Annotated in this window: 13 protein-coding genes; 10 read left to right on the top strand and 3 right to left on the bottom strand. The window is 43.9% G+C overall.

Translation table 11 applies throughout. From position 1 onward, the window contains the following. Positions 1 to 202 precede the first annotated feature (202 nt). On the bottom strand, positions 203 to 2,569 hold the full coding sequence (locus tag ACVBJC_RS08580) for a phosphoketolase family protein (RefSeq protein ID WP_447160451.1): 2,367 nt from the start codon (positions 2,567 to 2,569) through the stop codon (positions 203 to 205). A gap of 423 nt (positions 2,570 to 2,992) precedes the next feature. Here ACVBJC_RS08580 and ACVBJC_RS08585 point away from each other — a divergent pair, with 423 nt between their 5' ends. Together ACVBJC_RS08585 and yaaA are read left to right on the top strand one after the other, a co-directional pair. Then, positions 2,993 to 4,462 (top strand): alanine/glycine:cation symporter family protein, encoded by a 1,470-nt coding sequence (locus ACVBJC_RS08585; RefSeq protein ID WP_447160452.1) that lies wholly within the window; start codon positions 2,993 to 2,995, stop codon positions 4,460 to 4,462. Between the two features lie 113 nt (positions 4,463 to 4,575). Next, a complete protein-coding gene (gene yaaA / locus ACVBJC_RS08590; protein WP_447160453.1) occupies positions 4,576 to 5,349 on the top strand; it encodes a peroxide stress protein YaaA in 774 nt (257 codons plus the stop codon). 88 nt (positions 5,350 to 5,437) lie between these two features. On the opposite strand, the gene ACVBJC_RS08595 is transcribed toward yaaA, so the two are convergent. Then, positions 5,438 to 6,838: a M28 family metallopeptidase gene (locus tag ACVBJC_RS08595; RefSeq protein WP_447160454.1), complete on the bottom strand. Its 1,401-nt coding sequence runs from the start codon at positions 6,836 to 6,838 to the stop codon at positions 5,438 to 5,440. Between the two features lie 135 nt (positions 6,839 to 6,973). Here ACVBJC_RS08595 and ACVBJC_RS08600 point away from each other — a divergent pair, with 135 nt between their 5' ends. Then, positions 6,974 to 7,288: an ArsR/SmtB family transcription factor gene (locus ACVBJC_RS08600; RefSeq protein ID WP_012276241.1), complete on the top strand. Its 315-nt coding sequence runs from the start codon at positions 6,974 to 6,976 to the stop codon at positions 7,286 to 7,288. 199 nt (positions 7,289 to 7,487) lie between these two features. Here ACVBJC_RS08600 and rpsT read toward each other — a convergent pair whose 3' ends face one another. Further along, positions 7,488 to 7,754 carry a 30S ribosomal protein S20 gene (rpsT, locus tag ACVBJC_RS08605; RefSeq protein WP_447160455.1) on the bottom strand — a complete coding sequence of 89 codons (267 nt, stop codon included), beginning with the start codon at positions 7,752 to 7,754 and terminating at the stop codon, positions 7,488 to 7,490. A 256-nt stretch (positions 7,755 to 8,010) separates the two neighbouring features. On the opposite strand from rpsT, the gene murJ reads away from it, so the two are divergent. The 7 genes from murJ to pilV all read left to right on the top strand — a co-directional run bounded on the left by murJ (position 8,011) and on the right by pilV (position 16,063). Continuing rightward, a complete protein-coding gene (murJ, locus tag ACVBJC_RS08610) occupies positions 8,011 to 9,570 on the top strand; it encodes a murein biosynthesis integral membrane protein MurJ (protein WP_447160456.1) in 1,560 nt (519 codons plus the stop codon). A gap of 65 nt (positions 9,571 to 9,635) precedes the next feature. Continuing rightward, entirely contained in the window at positions 9,636 to 10,571 is a 936-nt protein-coding gene (gene ribF, locus ACVBJC_RS08615) for a bifunctional riboflavin kinase/FAD synthetase (RefSeq protein WP_447160457.1), read from the top strand. A 31-nt stretch (positions 10,572 to 10,602) separates the two neighbouring features. After that, positions 10,603 to 13,425 carry an isoleucine--tRNA ligase gene (gene ileS / locus ACVBJC_RS08620; protein WP_447160458.1) on the top strand — a complete coding sequence of 941 codons (2,823 nt, stop codon included), beginning with the start codon at positions 10,603 to 10,605 and terminating at the stop codon, positions 13,423 to 13,425. A 10-nt stretch (positions 13,426 to 13,435) separates the two neighbouring features. After that, on the top strand, positions 13,436 to 13,948 hold the full coding sequence (gene lspA / locus ACVBJC_RS08625) for a signal peptidase II (RefSeq protein WP_447160459.1): 513 nt from the start codon (positions 13,436 to 13,438) through the stop codon (positions 13,946 to 13,948). A 13-nt stretch (positions 13,949 to 13,961) separates the two neighbouring features. Then, entirely contained in the window at positions 13,962 to 14,375 is a 414-nt protein-coding gene (fkpB, locus tag ACVBJC_RS08630; RefSeq protein WP_447160517.1) for an FKBP-type peptidyl-prolyl cis-trans isomerase, read from the top strand. Between the two features lie 2 nt (positions 14,376 to 14,377). After that, positions 14,378 to 15,307, top strand: coding sequence for a 4-hydroxy-3-methylbut-2-enyl diphosphate reductase (gene ispH, locus ACVBJC_RS08635; RefSeq protein WP_447160460.1), 930 nt, complete (start codon positions 14,378 to 14,380; stop codon positions 15,305 to 15,307). A gap of 240 nt (positions 15,308 to 15,547) precedes the next feature. Continuing rightward, positions 15,548 to 16,063, top strand: coding sequence for a type IV pilus modification protein PilV (pilV, locus tag ACVBJC_RS08640; RefSeq protein ID WP_447160461.1), 516 nt, complete (start codon positions 15,548 to 15,550; stop codon positions 16,061 to 16,063). The last annotated feature ends 2 nt before the right edge of the window (positions 16,064 to 16,065 follow it).

The following is a 16,065-nucleotide window of genomic DNA, read 5'->3' on the forward strand; positions in this document are numbered from 1 at the left end:
CTGCTTAAAATCATTGTAAGCAGCGCTAGCGCTTATCACGGAGTTCCTTTATGTTTTAGCTAGCTGACACTATTATCTGTTGCAAATGTAATATTTTCCACTTTAATTGTGAAAAATAATAGTTAACTAAGGTTAAAAAAAGGGCGCCTTCATAAAAGACGCCCTTTAATTTGGGTCTATTTAGTGTTTGAAACTAAATTGATTAACGTGTCCAAACCCAGTTTTCAATGCTCTCAGGGTCAACACCGTTGGCCTTGATGTAATTTCTATGGTCGACTAGGCGCTGCAGCATGTCAGTCGTAATCGCAACATGTTGTGTCTCATCTATAACGCTTTGTTGGAATAGCTTGTAAGCCATATCAATAACCAAATGGTAACGAGAGGTACCGTTACGAACACCCATATCAAATGGAGTGGTTGTTGAACCTTCTTCCTCGTAACCTTTGATTCTAAAGCGAGCGCTACCTTTATAGTCAAATACAAGTTTCTTAATCGTGTTTGGATAACCGTGGTAGTTGAACACAACGCCTTTGTCAGCGGTAAATACTTCATCCATCAACCAAGGCTTGCCTTGGAACTCTAAACTTCCTAGGCCACTGCTTGTTAGCTCTGTCACACTTACAAAGCGGATACGAACTCTTGGGAGAAGCTCACGAATAAGCACAAGTGCTGCCATGGCTTCTTGAGTCACGTAGTCACCACAGCCAACAAGAACAACATCTGGATTTTCATCCGATGCAAAATCCCAAACCATTACGCCATCTTTGGCTTGTTGACGAGCTTCATCAAGTGTTAGCCATTGTGGTAGATCTTTCTTGCCCGCCACTAAGATGTTGAGCTTGTCACGATCGGCATAAGCACGTTCTGTATAAACTAAGGTGCTGTTACCATCAGCGGGTAGATATGCTGAAATGATCTTCGGATGTTTTTCAAGCATCGCACCTAAGAAAGAGGGGTTTTGATGTGAGTAACCGTTGTGATCTTGGCGTTCAAGTAACGAAGACAGTACTACGTTACAAGCTGGAACGGGCTTACGGAAATGTACGCCTTGGCTTGCGTAAACATATTTACAGTATTGGTCGGCCATTGAAGAGACAACTTGTGAGAATGCCTCATAAGTTGGGAACATGGCATGACGGCCTGTAACCGTGTAGCCGTGTAGCATACCGAATAATAGATTTTCTGAAAGCAGCTCGATGACTCGACCATCACGAGACATATCTTCATCCCAGCTTTCAATTGGCCACTGCCATGCACGGCTAGTTTCTTCAAATACTGCTTGTAACTGATTTGAATAGGTTTCATCTGGGCAGAAAATACGTAAGTTACGCTGATCGCGGTTAAGCTTAAATGCATCACGCATCCACTCACCCATTTTATACATAGATAAGCCACGATGTCCTCGAGGTGTTTCAGGGCCATAGGCAAGCTTGTTAAGATCGGGTTTTGCGAGTGCCCGAACCACTTCGCCACCATAACTTAAATGTTGGCGACCACAAGTCAGTTCTTTAGGTGGTAGAAGGGACTGAATATCTGCGTCGAAGATCAGCTCACCTTTGTCATTAATGCTATAAAGCTCATCAAATTTGTAGCTTGCAAGCCAAGTATTGAGTGCATCTAGCTGACCTTTGTCGCTAGCACACTTGTTGACGATAACTTGGTGTGACTCGCAGTTACCTTCTAGTTTCTTACCATTATACTCTGCAGTTCCCGTCCAACCCTTGGCTGTACGCATTAAGATCACTGGCCAGCGTGGCTTAACGATATCTTCACCTGCGCGTGCGCGGGTTTGGATGTCGTTAATCATTTCGTATGACTTATCCATGGCGGCAGTCATCTGCAGGTAAACGTCTTCTTCTAATTGGTCATCAACAATAATTGGATGGTAGCCTAGACCTCTAAATTCAAGGTCAAGTTCTTCATGGCTCATACGGCCCATACGAGTTGGACCTGAAATCTTATAACCGTTGATATGAACAATCGGCAGTACCGCACCGTTATTTTTTGGAGAAACTAAGCGGTTCGCATACCAAGAGGCTGCTAGTGGACCCGTTTCAGACTCGCCGTCACCGATAAGGCAGGCTGCAATCAGGTCTGGATTATCTAAAACGGCACCCCAGGCAACTGAAAGTGAATAACCTAATTCACCACCTTCAAGAATTTGACCAGGCGCTTCTGGGTTTGCATGGGAAGGGTAACCATAAGCAGCAGAGAATTTCTGACAAATATCGGTGATCCCGTCTTCATTATATGGAATGGTATCGGGGTAGAAGTGGCTTAATGAGCCTTCCATAAATAAGTTTGCTTGAACAGCAGGAAAACCGTGGCCAGGACCTACTAAGTAAACGAATGAGCGATTGTGCTTGGTGATAAGTCTGTTAACGTTAGCGTAGACAAAATTGATACCAGGGCATGTTCCCCAGTGACCAAGTAGCCTTGGCTTGATATCCGTGTGTTCAAGTGCGCGTTTATGCAGCACGTTTTTCTTTAAGTAAATTTGTGATGTCGCTAAAAAGTTAGTTGCTCTAACAAATTTCTTAAGTGCGACAATTTCTTGCTGATGTGCCATAAATAACCCCATTTACGTAATCATAAAGTTAAACAAATTTCATATAACTCACTATATTTGTAATTTTATTACAAAAACGTGTGCTATCTCTGATTTATTGAAAGAATTTTGTACAATTAAATGTAGCTAACTTGCGTGTAACTGTTGTGTTAATTTGGTTGAGTTTGGTGGGGGTGTTTTGGGGTGAGTGTGATGTAGATGTCGGCTAAATGAGAAACTGTGATCTATATCGCTCGGGGTTGAAGCAATGCTATGCTATTTTGCTGCGCGGAATACAGCAGGCGTGATGTAATTTTTTCACGTTTAAGACAATTTTAAAATAAAATCTGCTGTTATTTAAATACTTTAAGAAGGATAAACACAGGACAAACCTAATCTAGTGTTCGACTCGCTAGATTATGCTTGTCATGGGGATTGAATTATATGATAGAAACAACGATTAATTTTCTCAATGCGCTGCTTTGGGGAAAGTTATTAGTATACGGTCTGGTTGGCGCCGGACTGTATTTTACGATTCGACTGACATTTATTCAGATCACTCACTTTAAGCATTCTGGTGAAATTATGCTTAAGAGTCGACAGGGTGAGAGTAAAGGTGGCCTTTCATCTTTTCAGGTATTTTGTACTAGCATGGCGGCTCGCGTTGGCGCGGGTAACATGGCGGGAGTTGCAGTCGCCATCGGTGCGGCGGGCCCGGGTGCCGTTTTCTGGATGTGGCTTATCGCTGTCTTAGGCATGGCTACGGCAATGGTCGAATCGACCTTGGCACAGGTTTACAAGGTACGCGACGAAGATGGTCAGTATCGTGGCGGGCCAGCTTATTACATGGAAAAGGGCCTTGGTCAGCGTTGGATGGGGATTTTATTCTCTATCTTCCTAATTATCGCATTTGGCCTAGTATTTAACGCTGTTCAAGCCAATACGATTACTGGTGCGATGACACAGGTCTTCGGCCTAGATCCTACTTATGTCGGTATCGGCATTGTGATTGTTAGCGCGTTCGTCATTATGGGCGGTTTACGTAAAGTCGCTAAAGTGTCGGAGATCATCGTTCCGGTGATGGCGGTTGCGTATATATTGATCGCTTTTGTCGTTGTAGCAATGAACATCGAAAAACTACCTGACGTATTCATGTTGGTGATCAAGAGTGCATTTGGTTTGCAAGAAGTGGTAGCTGGTGGTGTGGCATACACCATAGCGCAAGCGATGCAAGCGGGTATTGCGCGTGGCCTGTTTTCTAACGAAGCGGGTATGGGTAGTGCTGCAAACGTTGCGGCAAGTGCTTCACCTAATCCAAACCATCCAGCATCACAGGGCTTTGTGCAGATGATGGGCGTGTTTGTTGATACGATTGTTATCTGTACTGCGACGGCTGCGATTATTTTACTTGCGGGCGACGTTGGGGCAAATAGTGATGGCATCAAGCTTACAATCGATGCGCTTACAATGCATGTTGGCCCATGGGGCGGCGGATTTGTAGCATTAGCGATTTTGTTATTCTGTTTTACCTCTATTATTGCCAACTACTCTTACGCTGAAACCAACGTGATGTACTTATCGGGTAACAGCAAGAAGGCGTTACCGGTATTTAGAGTTTGTGTTTTAGGTATGGTGATGTTCGGTGCCGTAGCAAAAATTGGCCTAGTTTGGAACCTGGCCGATGTGTCTATGGGCTTAATGGCCACGGTTAACATCATTGCATTGTTGCTATTGTCTGGCGTGGCTATCCGCGTTATTAACGATTACCGCCAACAATTAAAGAGCGGCAAAACGCCAACATTTGATGCAAGCAAATTCCCTGAGTTATCTAACTTGGAAGGGGACATTTGGACCAGTAAAACGGTAGCTGAAGAGATTAAGTCACAAGAAGTTGCCGATGCAAATCGTGCTTAATCTATAAGCTTTATCAGCACAATCTAAAAAACCACGCCGTTAAAGCGTGGTTTTTTTGTTTTTGACCAGTATGATTGTGTCAGTTTAAGAATATCTCTTTATAGGAATTAGCGATGCTGATTTTAATTTCTCCTGCAAAAACGTTGGACTTTGACAATCCACCAGGCAGCGAAAGCTATTCAATGCCGACGTTACTCGATCAAAGTGAGCAGCTTATCGAGGTGTGCCGTACGCTTACTCCTACAGATATCGCGACTTTGATGAAGGTAAGCGATAAAATAGCTGGGTTAAACGTAGCAAGGTTCGACAGTTGGCAAAAAGATTTCACCCCGAACAATGCTAAGCAAGCCGTATTTGCTTTTCGTGGTGATGTGTATACCGGTCTTGATGCCGATACTCTGCCTGAGGCCAGCTTACAAAAAGCGCAAAAGCAGCTGAGGATCTTATCGGGCTTATATGGGTTGCTTAAGCCTTTAGATTTGATGCAAGCATACCGATTAGAGATGGGGACTCGACTTGCCAATGATAGAGGAGCCAATCTTTATCAGTTCTGGGGCGATATCATTACCGATGAAATCAACCAGACTACACGGGCACAAGGCGAAGAGTTTATTATTAACTTAGCGTCGAACGAGTATTTTAAAGCGGTTAAACCTAAGAAACTTACTGCGAACCTGATAACGCCTGTCTTTAAAGATTGCAAGAATGGCCAGTACAAGGTCATCAGTTTCTTTGCCAAAAAGGCCAGAGGCATGATGGTCCGATATATTCTGGATAATAATATCGACTCGTTAGAAGCACTCACTCAATTTGATACAGCGGGTTATTACTACAGTGAGAAAGACTCGAGCGTTAACGAGCCAGTATTTTTACGCGAAGAGCAATAACGAACCTGCTATTTGAAGCGTAATTTGCAAAAAAGCGGCCATCGGCTGCTTTTTTGTTTAGACGTCGATCTTGAAACTGAGAGTTCTATTATTTTGCCACTATCGGACGTAGCTCTATTGTCGACTGTGCCATTAAATAAGCAAACTGAGCATAAGCAGCCACATTTTGTTGCAGCGCCGCGGGATCAATTTTGTCTAACGTATCGTTAGGCGTGTGGTGATAATCGAAGTAGTCGCTACCATCCTGCCTAAGGGATGCTACAGGTACACCTTTAGATGGCAGCATAGATACATCTGGGCCACCTGAAGCGGTGTTACTGCCCATAACGACCCCATTAGCCGTCATTGGCTGACTTAGCTTAATAAGTTCTTCATATCCTTGCTCACTGGCTCTAAAGTCAATTTGATAGATACGACCCGCACCAAAGTCAGATTCCGCGGCAATATAATGCCTGTCAAGTTCAGCTTCATGGGCTTGAGCATAAGCTTTTCCACCGACAAGCCCTAGTTCTTCAGCGGCGTACAGTACAACCCGAATTGTGCGAGCGGGTTTTACGCTAAGGTCTTGGATCAGTTTTCCTGCAGCGGTTACAATTGCAACACCAGCGCCGTCATCGATAGCGCCAGTGCCTTCATCCCAAGAATCTAAATGCGCGCCAATGAGCACGATTTCATCAGGCTTGGTTGAACCCGTTACTTCTGCTATTACATTGTATGAAGTCGCAAAGCCGTGATTCTCAGAGGAAAGCTGCAGTTTCACACTGACCGTTTTATCTCGTTTTAGCATAGCGTTGATTAGATCAGCATCTGGGTTTGACATCGCTGCAGCAGGTATTTTATCCACCCCGTCTTTATAGCGCATCATGCCAGTATGAGCCATGCGGTCATGATCGGTGCCGATTGAGCGGATGATAATCGCGACGGCGCCTTTTTCAGCCGCAGCAACAGCTCCTCTTGAGCGTCCGCCAACACTTTTACCGTAACCCTTACCCGTTTTATGACGCTCTGTGACGTGATCAATAAAGACTATCTTGCCTTGTACATCGGCCATATTGGCTTGCTTTAGAGCATGTAAACTATCAAAGCGGATAATATTCGCTTCTATGCCAGCTTTAGGCGTTGCTATGCTGCCACCTAAGGCTGTTATGACTAGAGGTTGAGGAAATGGCGCTGTGATAGCAGCTTTTGCGCTGCCGCGAGACCATACAGGGACTTGCACCGCTTCTTTATATACATTGTCGAATCCGAGTGAGGCTAATTTTGTTTCGGCCCATTGCACTGCAATAAGATCTTGCTCACTACCTGCTAACCGAGGGCCGACTTCAACCGTTAAAGATTCAACCAGCTCGTAAGCAAGATTAGAGCTAAGCGCTTTTTGTTGTAACGCTGCTGTTACTGCATTGTCTTTATTGTCAGTTGTGGTGTGTTGACAGCCAATCAAGGCAAGAAAAACTAACCCAGAGAGTAAGTTGGTGTAGATGCTTTTCATGAGTTTCCTTTGTTTTTATTATGTATGTCCCATTTTTTAAAACAATCTAGCAAAAAGTGTGCTTTATGTCCCGACTATATCTGTAAGGCAACGCTATATTAGGGCGTCGGTTTGTTTTAGGAGAAATAGCTCGTAATGAATATAGAATTAATGCAGCAACGAGCAGACCATGCCGTTGTATTGTTGAAAGCATTGGCTAACGAACGTCGTCTGTTTATCTTGTGTTATCTTCTTAATGAAGGCGAGATGTGCGTTGGTGAAATGAACAAAAAGTTGGGATTAAGCCAATCGGCTTTGTCTCAACATTTAGCTTGGTTACGTAAAGATAATTTGGTTGAAACACGCAAAGAAGCTCAAACGGTTTATTATTCGTTAAAGAGTGAAGAAGTTGCAGAGATCATTAAATTACTGAATAACATCTATTGTGAAAGCTTAAAGACAGTTGCTTAGTCAAACTAAGACCAGTTGTTAGCAAAATTTGCTATGGCTGGTTTTATAGGCTTTGCAGAAGCGATGTAATGGATGACTGATAGAGAGGCTTGCCTCTCTATTTTTTTGCTTGAATTTTGATGATGCGAGTTGTGTACATAAATTACAGGCATAAAAAAACCGGCCGAGGCCGGTTTTTAATTTGCTTTAAAACTAAAAATTAAGCAGCAAGTGCTTTAATTTTAGCATTTAAGCGTGACTTATAACGAGCAGCCTTATTCTTGTGAATAAGACCTTTAGTCGCCATACGGTCAACAATTGGTTGTGCTTTAGCGAAAGCAGCAGTAGCTGTCGCGTGATCACCTGCATTGATTGCAGCAATTACTTTTTTAACGAAAGTACGTAACATTGAGCTACGGCTAGCGTTGTGTTGGCGACGCTTTTCAGACTGAAGCGCGCGCTTCTTTGCAGACTTGCTATTAGCCAAGGTGCAACTCCTAAAACTGGGTTTGGTATTTTTAAGGTCGAGGAATATGCCTTATTTTTGTCACTTTGTCAATGACAATGATTGAATCAATCTGATTAACTCAAAATAATCCAACCAGCTTGGCTATCTTCAACCTAACTCGTGTAATATGTGGCGCAATTCTAGCAGGTATTGCTATGAGACAATAGAGCTAATACTGATTTTTACGTGATATTAGCAAAAGTAATTTAGCTCTGTAGTAGGGGTGGGAGACGTTTTGAGCAAAAAGTTAGTAAAGTCAGGCCTGATTGTGAGTGCCATGACGTTGATTTCCCGTGTTTTAGGTTTAGTTCGAGACGTGGTTATCGCGAACCTCATGGGAGCGGGAAGTAGTGCGGATGTGTTTTTTTTCGCCAACAAGATCCCCAATTTTTTAAGACGCTTGTTTGCCGAAGGTGCTTTTGCGCAAGCATTTGTGCCTGTATTAACGGAGTATCAAGAAAAAAATAGCAGTGAAGAGGTTAAAGATCTCATTTCAAAGGTTGCCGGAACCTTAGGTGTACTTGTTAGCATTGTGACATTAGTCGGCGTGATTGCTTCACCTATCTTGGCGGCTCTATTTGGCGGCGGTTGGTTTTTAGCTTGGCTCAATGACGAACCTAATGGGGCAAAGTTTGAACTCGCTTCGTTAATGCTAAAGATTACTTTCCCTTATTTATGGTTTATCACCTTTACTGCGTTAGCTGGCTCGATATTAAATACTCGCGGCCGTTTTGCGGTGTCAGCGTTTACACCGGTATTTTTAAATATTGCCATTATCGCTGCGGCTATTTTCCTTGCACCAAATATGCAGCAGCCTGAAATTGGCTTGGCATGTGGTGTGTTTTTGGGTGGCTTAATCCAGTTCTTGTTTCAAATCCCTTTCCTGATGAAAGAGAAAGCGTTGGTGAAACCGAGCTGGGGGTGGAGTCACCCTGGCGTGACCAAAATACGCACTTTGATGATCCCGGCACTTTTTGGAGTCTCGGTGTCACAGATTAACTTATTGCTTGATACCTTTATTGCCAGCTTCTTGATGACTGGTTCGATTAGCTGGCTTTATTACTCCGATAGACTATTGGAGTTTCCTTTAGGATTATTTGGCATTGCGATCGCGACAGTTATTTTGCCTGCTTTATCTAAAAGACATGTTAATGCGGAAAGTGCTGAGTTTGCCAAAACCATGGATTGGGGAGTAAAAGCGATAATATTACTTGGGTTACCCGCAATGTGTGGTCTTATTTTGCTCGCCAAGCCAATGCTGATGGTGCTATTTATGCGCGGCGCATTTAGCTATGAAGATGTAGAAATGGCGTCATACAGTTTAATGGCATACGGTAGCGGCTTATTAAGCTTTATGTTGATAAAGATTCTTGCACCTGGTTATTACTCAAGACAAGATACCAAGACGCCTGTGCGTTATGGCATTATTGCTATGGTCAGTAACATGGTATTTAACCTGATTTTTGCGATTCCATTTGGTTATGTCGGTTTAGCTATCGCCACCTCTATGTCGGCGCTGCTTAATGCGGGGTTATTGTATCGTGGGCTACATAAGGCTAATGTTTACCGAGTGAATAAGGCGACGCTGGTCTTTTTAGCCAAGTCTGTGCTTGCGGCTGGGGTGATGTTGCTCGTGTTATTCCAATTCGATCCAACAACCGCTCAATGGCTTGATCTATCCTTTATAGAGCGCAGCTATACTTTGGTTAAGTTGATTGTATTTGCAGCAGTCGCTTACTTTATTTGCTTAGTTTGCCTCGGAATTCGCCCTTGGAAGATGAAAGCTGCTGTTTGAGTGCTGATTATAAAGCCTAGCTGGTATATAATCCGCCCATTTACTCTCATGTGTCGTGTAAGATAATGGAATTAATCCGCGGTATTCATAATATTTTGCCGAAACATCGAGGTTGCGTATTAAGCATAGGTAACTTCGATGGTGTTCACCGTGGTCATGCGGAAGTGATTAATCGGCTCGTCAAAAAAGCAGAGCAGTTAGGTCTGCCTGCTGCTGTAATGACGTTTGAACCGCAGCCACGAGAGTTGTTTCAAGGCGAAAATGCGCCAGCTCGCTTAAGTTTGCTGCGAGATAAAATCGTTTTACTCGATGAGTTAAAGATTGATCGTCTGTTATGTGTCAACTTTAACAAAAAGTTTTCAAGCTATAGTGCCGAAGACTTTATCGAGCAACTGTTAGTTAAGGCCTTAGGCGTTAAGTACTTAGTTGTAGGCGACGACTTTTGTTTTGGTAAGCAGCGTAAAGGTAATTTTGAGATGCTGCGTAAGGCCGGAGAGAAGTTTGGTTTTGTGGTGGTGAGCACTCAGAGCTTTATTCTTGGCGACAAGCGTGTGAGTTCGACCGAAATAAGACAGCAGCTTGCAAAAGGTAACTTAGAGCAGGCTCGGCGTTTGTTGGGGCATCCTTTTACATTAAGCGGTAAGGTTGCTCACGGTGAAAAAATAGGGCGAACCATAGGTTTCCCTACCGCTAACATTGCCTTAAAACGTAAAGTGACGCCGGTAAGAGGCGTGTTTGCAGTAAAAGTCTATTGGGATAATAGCGATATATATGAAGGCGTAGCCAACGTTGGTTTTAGACCTACGGTAAATGGTCAAGTCTGTCAGTTAGAAGCCCATTTGTTTGATTTTTATGGTGACCTTTATGGTAAAGCCGTTGAAGTTGAATTAGTGGCAAAGATTAGAGACGAGCAGCCATTTGGATCGTTAGATGCGCTGAAAAAACAAATTAAAGATGATGCCAATAGAGCGAAAGCCCTACTTGGTAGCGATGCAGGCTGAACAGCTTAGCTAACAAAACGGTAAAGGATCAATGAGCGACTATAAATCTACTTTGAATTTGCCGGAAACAGAGTTTCCGATGCGTGGTAATTTGGCTAATCGTGAGCCAGAGATGTTGAAATCTTGGAACGAGAATGGACTGTACCAGCAGATCCGTGAAAGCCGTAAAGATGCTAAACCGTTTATTTTGCATGATGGTCCTCCATATGCGAACGGTGATATTCATATTGGTCACTCAGTAAACAAAATTCTTAAAGATATTATTATTAAGTCAAAGACCATGTCTGGTTTTGACGCGCCTTACGTTCCTGGGTGGGACTGTCATGGTCTACCTATTGAGCTTAAAGTTGAGCAAAAAGTAGGTAAGCCTGGCCACAAGGTCACAGCGGCTGAGTTTCGCCAAAAGTGCCGTGAATATGCTGCTAAGCAGGTTGACGGTCAGCGTGATGATTTTATTCGCTTAGGTGTATTTGCTGATTGGCAAAACCCATACCTAACAATGGATTTCAGCACTGAAGCTAATATCGTGCGCTCACTGTCTAAGGTGATCGATAACGGCCACCTGCATAAAGGCGTTAAGCCAGTACATTGGTGTACAGATTGTGGTTCTGCTTTAGCTGAAGCTGAAGTTGAATATGAAGACAAGATGTCTCCTGCGATCGATGTTGCTTTCATCGCTGTAGATAAGAGCGCTTTACTGGCTAAGTTTGGTTTGACTGATTACGCTCACGATATCTCAATGGTTATCTGGACGACGACGCCATGGACTCTGCCAGCTAACCGCGCGTTAGCAGTAGGCGCTAATGTTGAGTATACCTTAGTTGAGATGGTGAAAGATGGTCAGACTCAAGCATTAGTATTGGCGACTGATTTGTATGAATCATGTGTTGAGCGCTTTGGCGCACAATCACACTCTGTACTGGGTACTGTAGCCGGTAGTGATTTAGAGCTACTGCGTTTTAATCACCCATTCTATGATTTTGATGTGCCTGTTATTTTAGGTGATCACGTCACCGTTGATTCAGGTACCGGTATCGTTCATACCGCACCGGGTCATGGTCAAGACGACTTTGTTGTTGGTCAAAAGTACGGTCTAGAAGTGGCTAACCCTGTGGGTGATAACGGCGTTTATAAGCCAGATACTGAAATCTTCGCTGGTTTACATGTATTTAAGGCAAACAAGAACGTTGTTGAATTGCTAGAAGAGAAAGGCGCGCTGCTTAGTCATGTACAAATTAAGCATAGCTACCCGCATTGTTGGAGACATAAAACGCCAATTATCTTCCGCGCTACGCCGCAGTGGTTTATTTCTATGGATCAAAAGGGTCTGCGTACGCAGGCAATCAGTGAAATAGAGCAAACTAAATGGATCCCTGATTGGGGCCAGAGCCGTATCGAGAAGATGGTAGAGAACCGTCCGGACTGGTGTATTTCACGTCAACGTACATGGGGCGTACCAATTACCCTATTCGTACACCGTGAAACAGAAGAGTTACACCCAGATAGTGTGTCTTTGATGGAGCGCGTAGCTGCTCGTATCGAACAACAAGGCATTCAAGCTTGGTGGGATCTCGATGCATCAGAACTCTTAGGTGAAGAAGCAGACCAGTACCGCAAAGTGACTGACACATTAGACGTTTGGTATGATTCAGGTTCAACATTCTCGACTGTTGTTGCTGCACGTCCAGAGTTCCATGGCCATGATATTGACCTTTACCTAGAGGGTAGCGATCAACACCGTGGTTGGTTTATGTCATCACTCATGATCTCGACAGCGATGAATGGCAAAGCGCCGTACAAGCAAGTGCTTACTCACGGTTTCACCGTGGATGGTCAAGGCCGTAAGATGTCTAAGTCTGTTGGTAACGTGATTTCACCGCAGCATGTGACTAATAAGTTAGGCGCAGACATTCTACGTTTGTGGGTTGCAGCGACAGATTACAGTGGCGAAATGACGGTATCTGACCAGATCTTAAACCGTAGCGCTGATGCATACCGTCGTATCCGTAACACGGCTCGATTCCTACTGGCTAACATCAATGGCTTTAACCCAGCAACAGATATGGTTGCAGTTGAAGACATGGTTGCACTTGATCGCTGGGTTGTTCGCCGTGCAGCTGCACTGCAACAAGAGCTACTAGAAGCATACGAACAGTATAACTTCCACTTAGTAACGCAAAAACTAATGCAGTTCTGTTCAGTTGAGCTAGGTAGTTTCTACTTAGATATTATTAAAGACAGACAGTACACAGCAAAAGAAGATAGCAACGCGCGTCGTAGTTGTCAGTCTGCACTGTACCTCATCTCAGAAGCAATGGTGCGCTGGATGGCGCCAATCCTAAGCTTTACTGCTGATGAGATCTGGAAACTGCTGCCTGGTGAGCGCGGTGAATACGTATTTACTGAAACCTGGTATGAAGGCCTTAAGTCAGTGACACTTGAATCTGATTTGAGTGATGAGTACTGGGATCAGTTATTAGCCGTTCGCGCCGAAGTGAACAAGGTTATTGAAAATGCTCGTCGTGAGAAGCAGATCGGTGGTTCATTAGAAGCTGAAGTGACTTTATTTGCCGATGAAGCATTAGCAGCAATCCTTGAAAATCTTGGTGATGAGCTGCGCTTTGTGTTGCTAACGTCTAAGACTGAAGTCGTTGCATTAGCGGCAGCACCAGCTGATGCGATTGAAACAGAGCTTGCTTCACTTAAGCTGAGCTTGAAAAAGTCTGAAGCAGAAAAGTGTGAGCGCTGCTGGCACCATAGAGAAGATGTTGGCACCGTTGCTGAGCATCCAACACTATGTACTCGCTGCGTGACTAACATCGAAGGCGAAGGCGAAGTTCGCCAATTTGCATAAAGGAACTGTCATGCCCACTACATGGAAAGACAGTGGCCTGCGTTGGTATTGGATAGTTGTGTTGGTATTTGTTGCCGACCAACTATCTAAGCAATGGGTGTTGTCGAATTTTAATCTTGGTGAATCGATTCAGTTACTGCCGGTTTTTAACTTTACCTATGTGCGTAACTATGGTGCTGCATTTAGCTTTTTAAGTGATGCAGGCGGTTGGCAGCGCTGGTTATTTACCTTTGTTGCAGTCGGCTTTAGCGTATTATTATCAGTTTGGCTGCGTCAGCAGCCAAGCAAGATGTGGCGCTTAAACCTTGCTTATACTTTAGTTATTGGTGGGGCGCTAGGTAATCTGATCGATCGTCTGCAGCATGGCTATGTAGTAGACTTTTTACATTTCTATTGGAATACCAGCCATTTTCCTGCATTTAATATCGCCGATTCGGCAATTTGTGTGGGCGCAGCACTTATCATTTTAGACTCATTTATTACGGGTAAAGATGATAAAAAAACTGATGGCGTAAAGGAGTAATTAAGTGTCTGAGATGCATTCAATTTTATGTCATATGAATATAGTGCTTGAAGATGGTTCAACCGCTGAAAGCACACGTTCAAGTGGCAAGCCTGCACGATTTAATGTCGGTGATGAAAGCTTAAGTCCGGCATTTGAAGCTGAGATTATCAACCTCAAAGAGGGAGATAAGCACAACTTTACATTGCAAGCCGCTGATACATTTGGCGAATCAAATCCAGATGCTGTACATCATATGGATAAAAGCCGTTTCCCTGCCGATATGAAGCTTGAGCCTGGTGTGATAGTGAGTTTTGCTGGCCCAGGTGGCAGTGAAATTCCAGGCATGGTAAGAGATGTGGTGGGCGACTCGGTAACAATCGATTTGAACCATCCATTGGCGGGACAAGTGCTCACCTTTGAACTAGAAGTGGTACAGGTACTGTAATTATGAATATTCTTCTGGCCAATCCCCGAGGATTCTGTGCTGGCGTAGATCGCGCGATTAGCATTGTAGAACGTGCGTTAGAGCTTTTCTCTCCGCCAATCTACGTACGCCACGAAGTGGTCCATAATCGCTATGTGGTGCAGAACTTAAAAGATCGCGGTGCAGTGTTTGTCGAAGAGTTAGACCAAGTGCCTGATGAAAGCATCGTGATCTTCAGTGCTCATGGTGTGTCTCAAGCGGTTCGCTCTGAAGCCAAGAAGCGTGGTCTTAAAGTATTTGATGCGACTTGTCCGCTGGTCACTAAAGTTCATCTTCAGGTTGCACGTGCCAGCCGCAAGGGCATTGAGTGTATCTTAATTGGCCATGCAGGCCATCCAGAAGTGGAAGGCACCATGGGGCAATACGATAACCCTGCAGGTGGTGTTCATTTGGTTGAGTCGCCTGAAGATGTCGCGCGGCTTGTGGTTAACGATCCAGAGAACTTATGTTTTGTCACGCAAACAACCTTATCAATGGATGATACGGCCGATGTCATTGCTTCGCTGCAAAAGAAGTATCCTTCGATTGAAGGCCCGCGCAAAGATGATATCTGTTATGCGACACAAAATCGTCAAGATGCTGTGCGTAATGTGGCTGAAAAGGTAGAGTTGTTTATTGTGGTCGGCTCGAAAAACAGCTCCAATTCAAATCGTCTGCGTGAATTAGCTCAGAAGAAAGGAACACAAGCTTTCTTAGTCGACAATGCTGATGATGTTGACGCAACTTGGTTCAATGGTGTTCAACGCGTAGCGGTAACCGCAGGAGCATCGGCCCCAGAAGTATTGGTTAAACAAGTTGTTGATGCTATCGCTAATATGGCGCCAAGTGTGGTGACAGAAGTCGAAGGACGTCTAGAAGACACCGTTTTTGCTGTACCTGCCGAGCTTCGTTAATACCTAACGACACTCAGATACAAATTGAAATAAAAAAGAGGCCTAGGCCTCTTTTTTTTTGATCAAAATTCAGGTTAACTTTGACTGTTAATCATGTTTATGACTTAGTCACTACAGTTCAACATTCGACTAATTTACTATTAACCTGTATGTTTTTGTATTACTATAAGTTGCCGTTTTTAAACGCTAAAGTAACATCTTTAACGTCAACAATATGACAAACGTAAAGGAATTGACGGAATGGGAACCAGGGAGAAAGGACTTTCATTGATCGAAGTGCTCGTTGCTTTGGTTATTTTAACCGTCGGCTTGATTGGTGTTTTCAATCTCCACGTGGTTTCTAAGCGTGGTAGTTTCGAGTCCTTCCAGCAAACCTTAGCCGCTTATTCAGCGAATGATATTGTCAATAGACTGCGTTTAAACCGCACTCAGATGGCCGCTTATAGCGGAGAGTATACCGGTACTTTGACCAAGCCTGGGAAGTCTTGTGATGTTGCTGTTGGCGCCGTCGTCACCTGCTCAAATGCTGAGACGTTAGCGTGGGATATCTATCAATGGAAGCTGTTGATGGATGGATTAGATGATGTCACAGCATGTATTGATGCAAACGTGAATGGTAATGTATCGATAGCGGTTACTTGGCGAGGGATCAGAGAAGTCAATGACGGCGCAGAAAATAGTACCTCGTTTGTCAAGGCGTGTGGTGTGGCAAGTGATCGCCGCAGAATATACCTACTTGAAACTGTGATTATATAAAT

It is taken from the genome of Shewanella sp. 0m-6, from assembly GCF_052977325.1.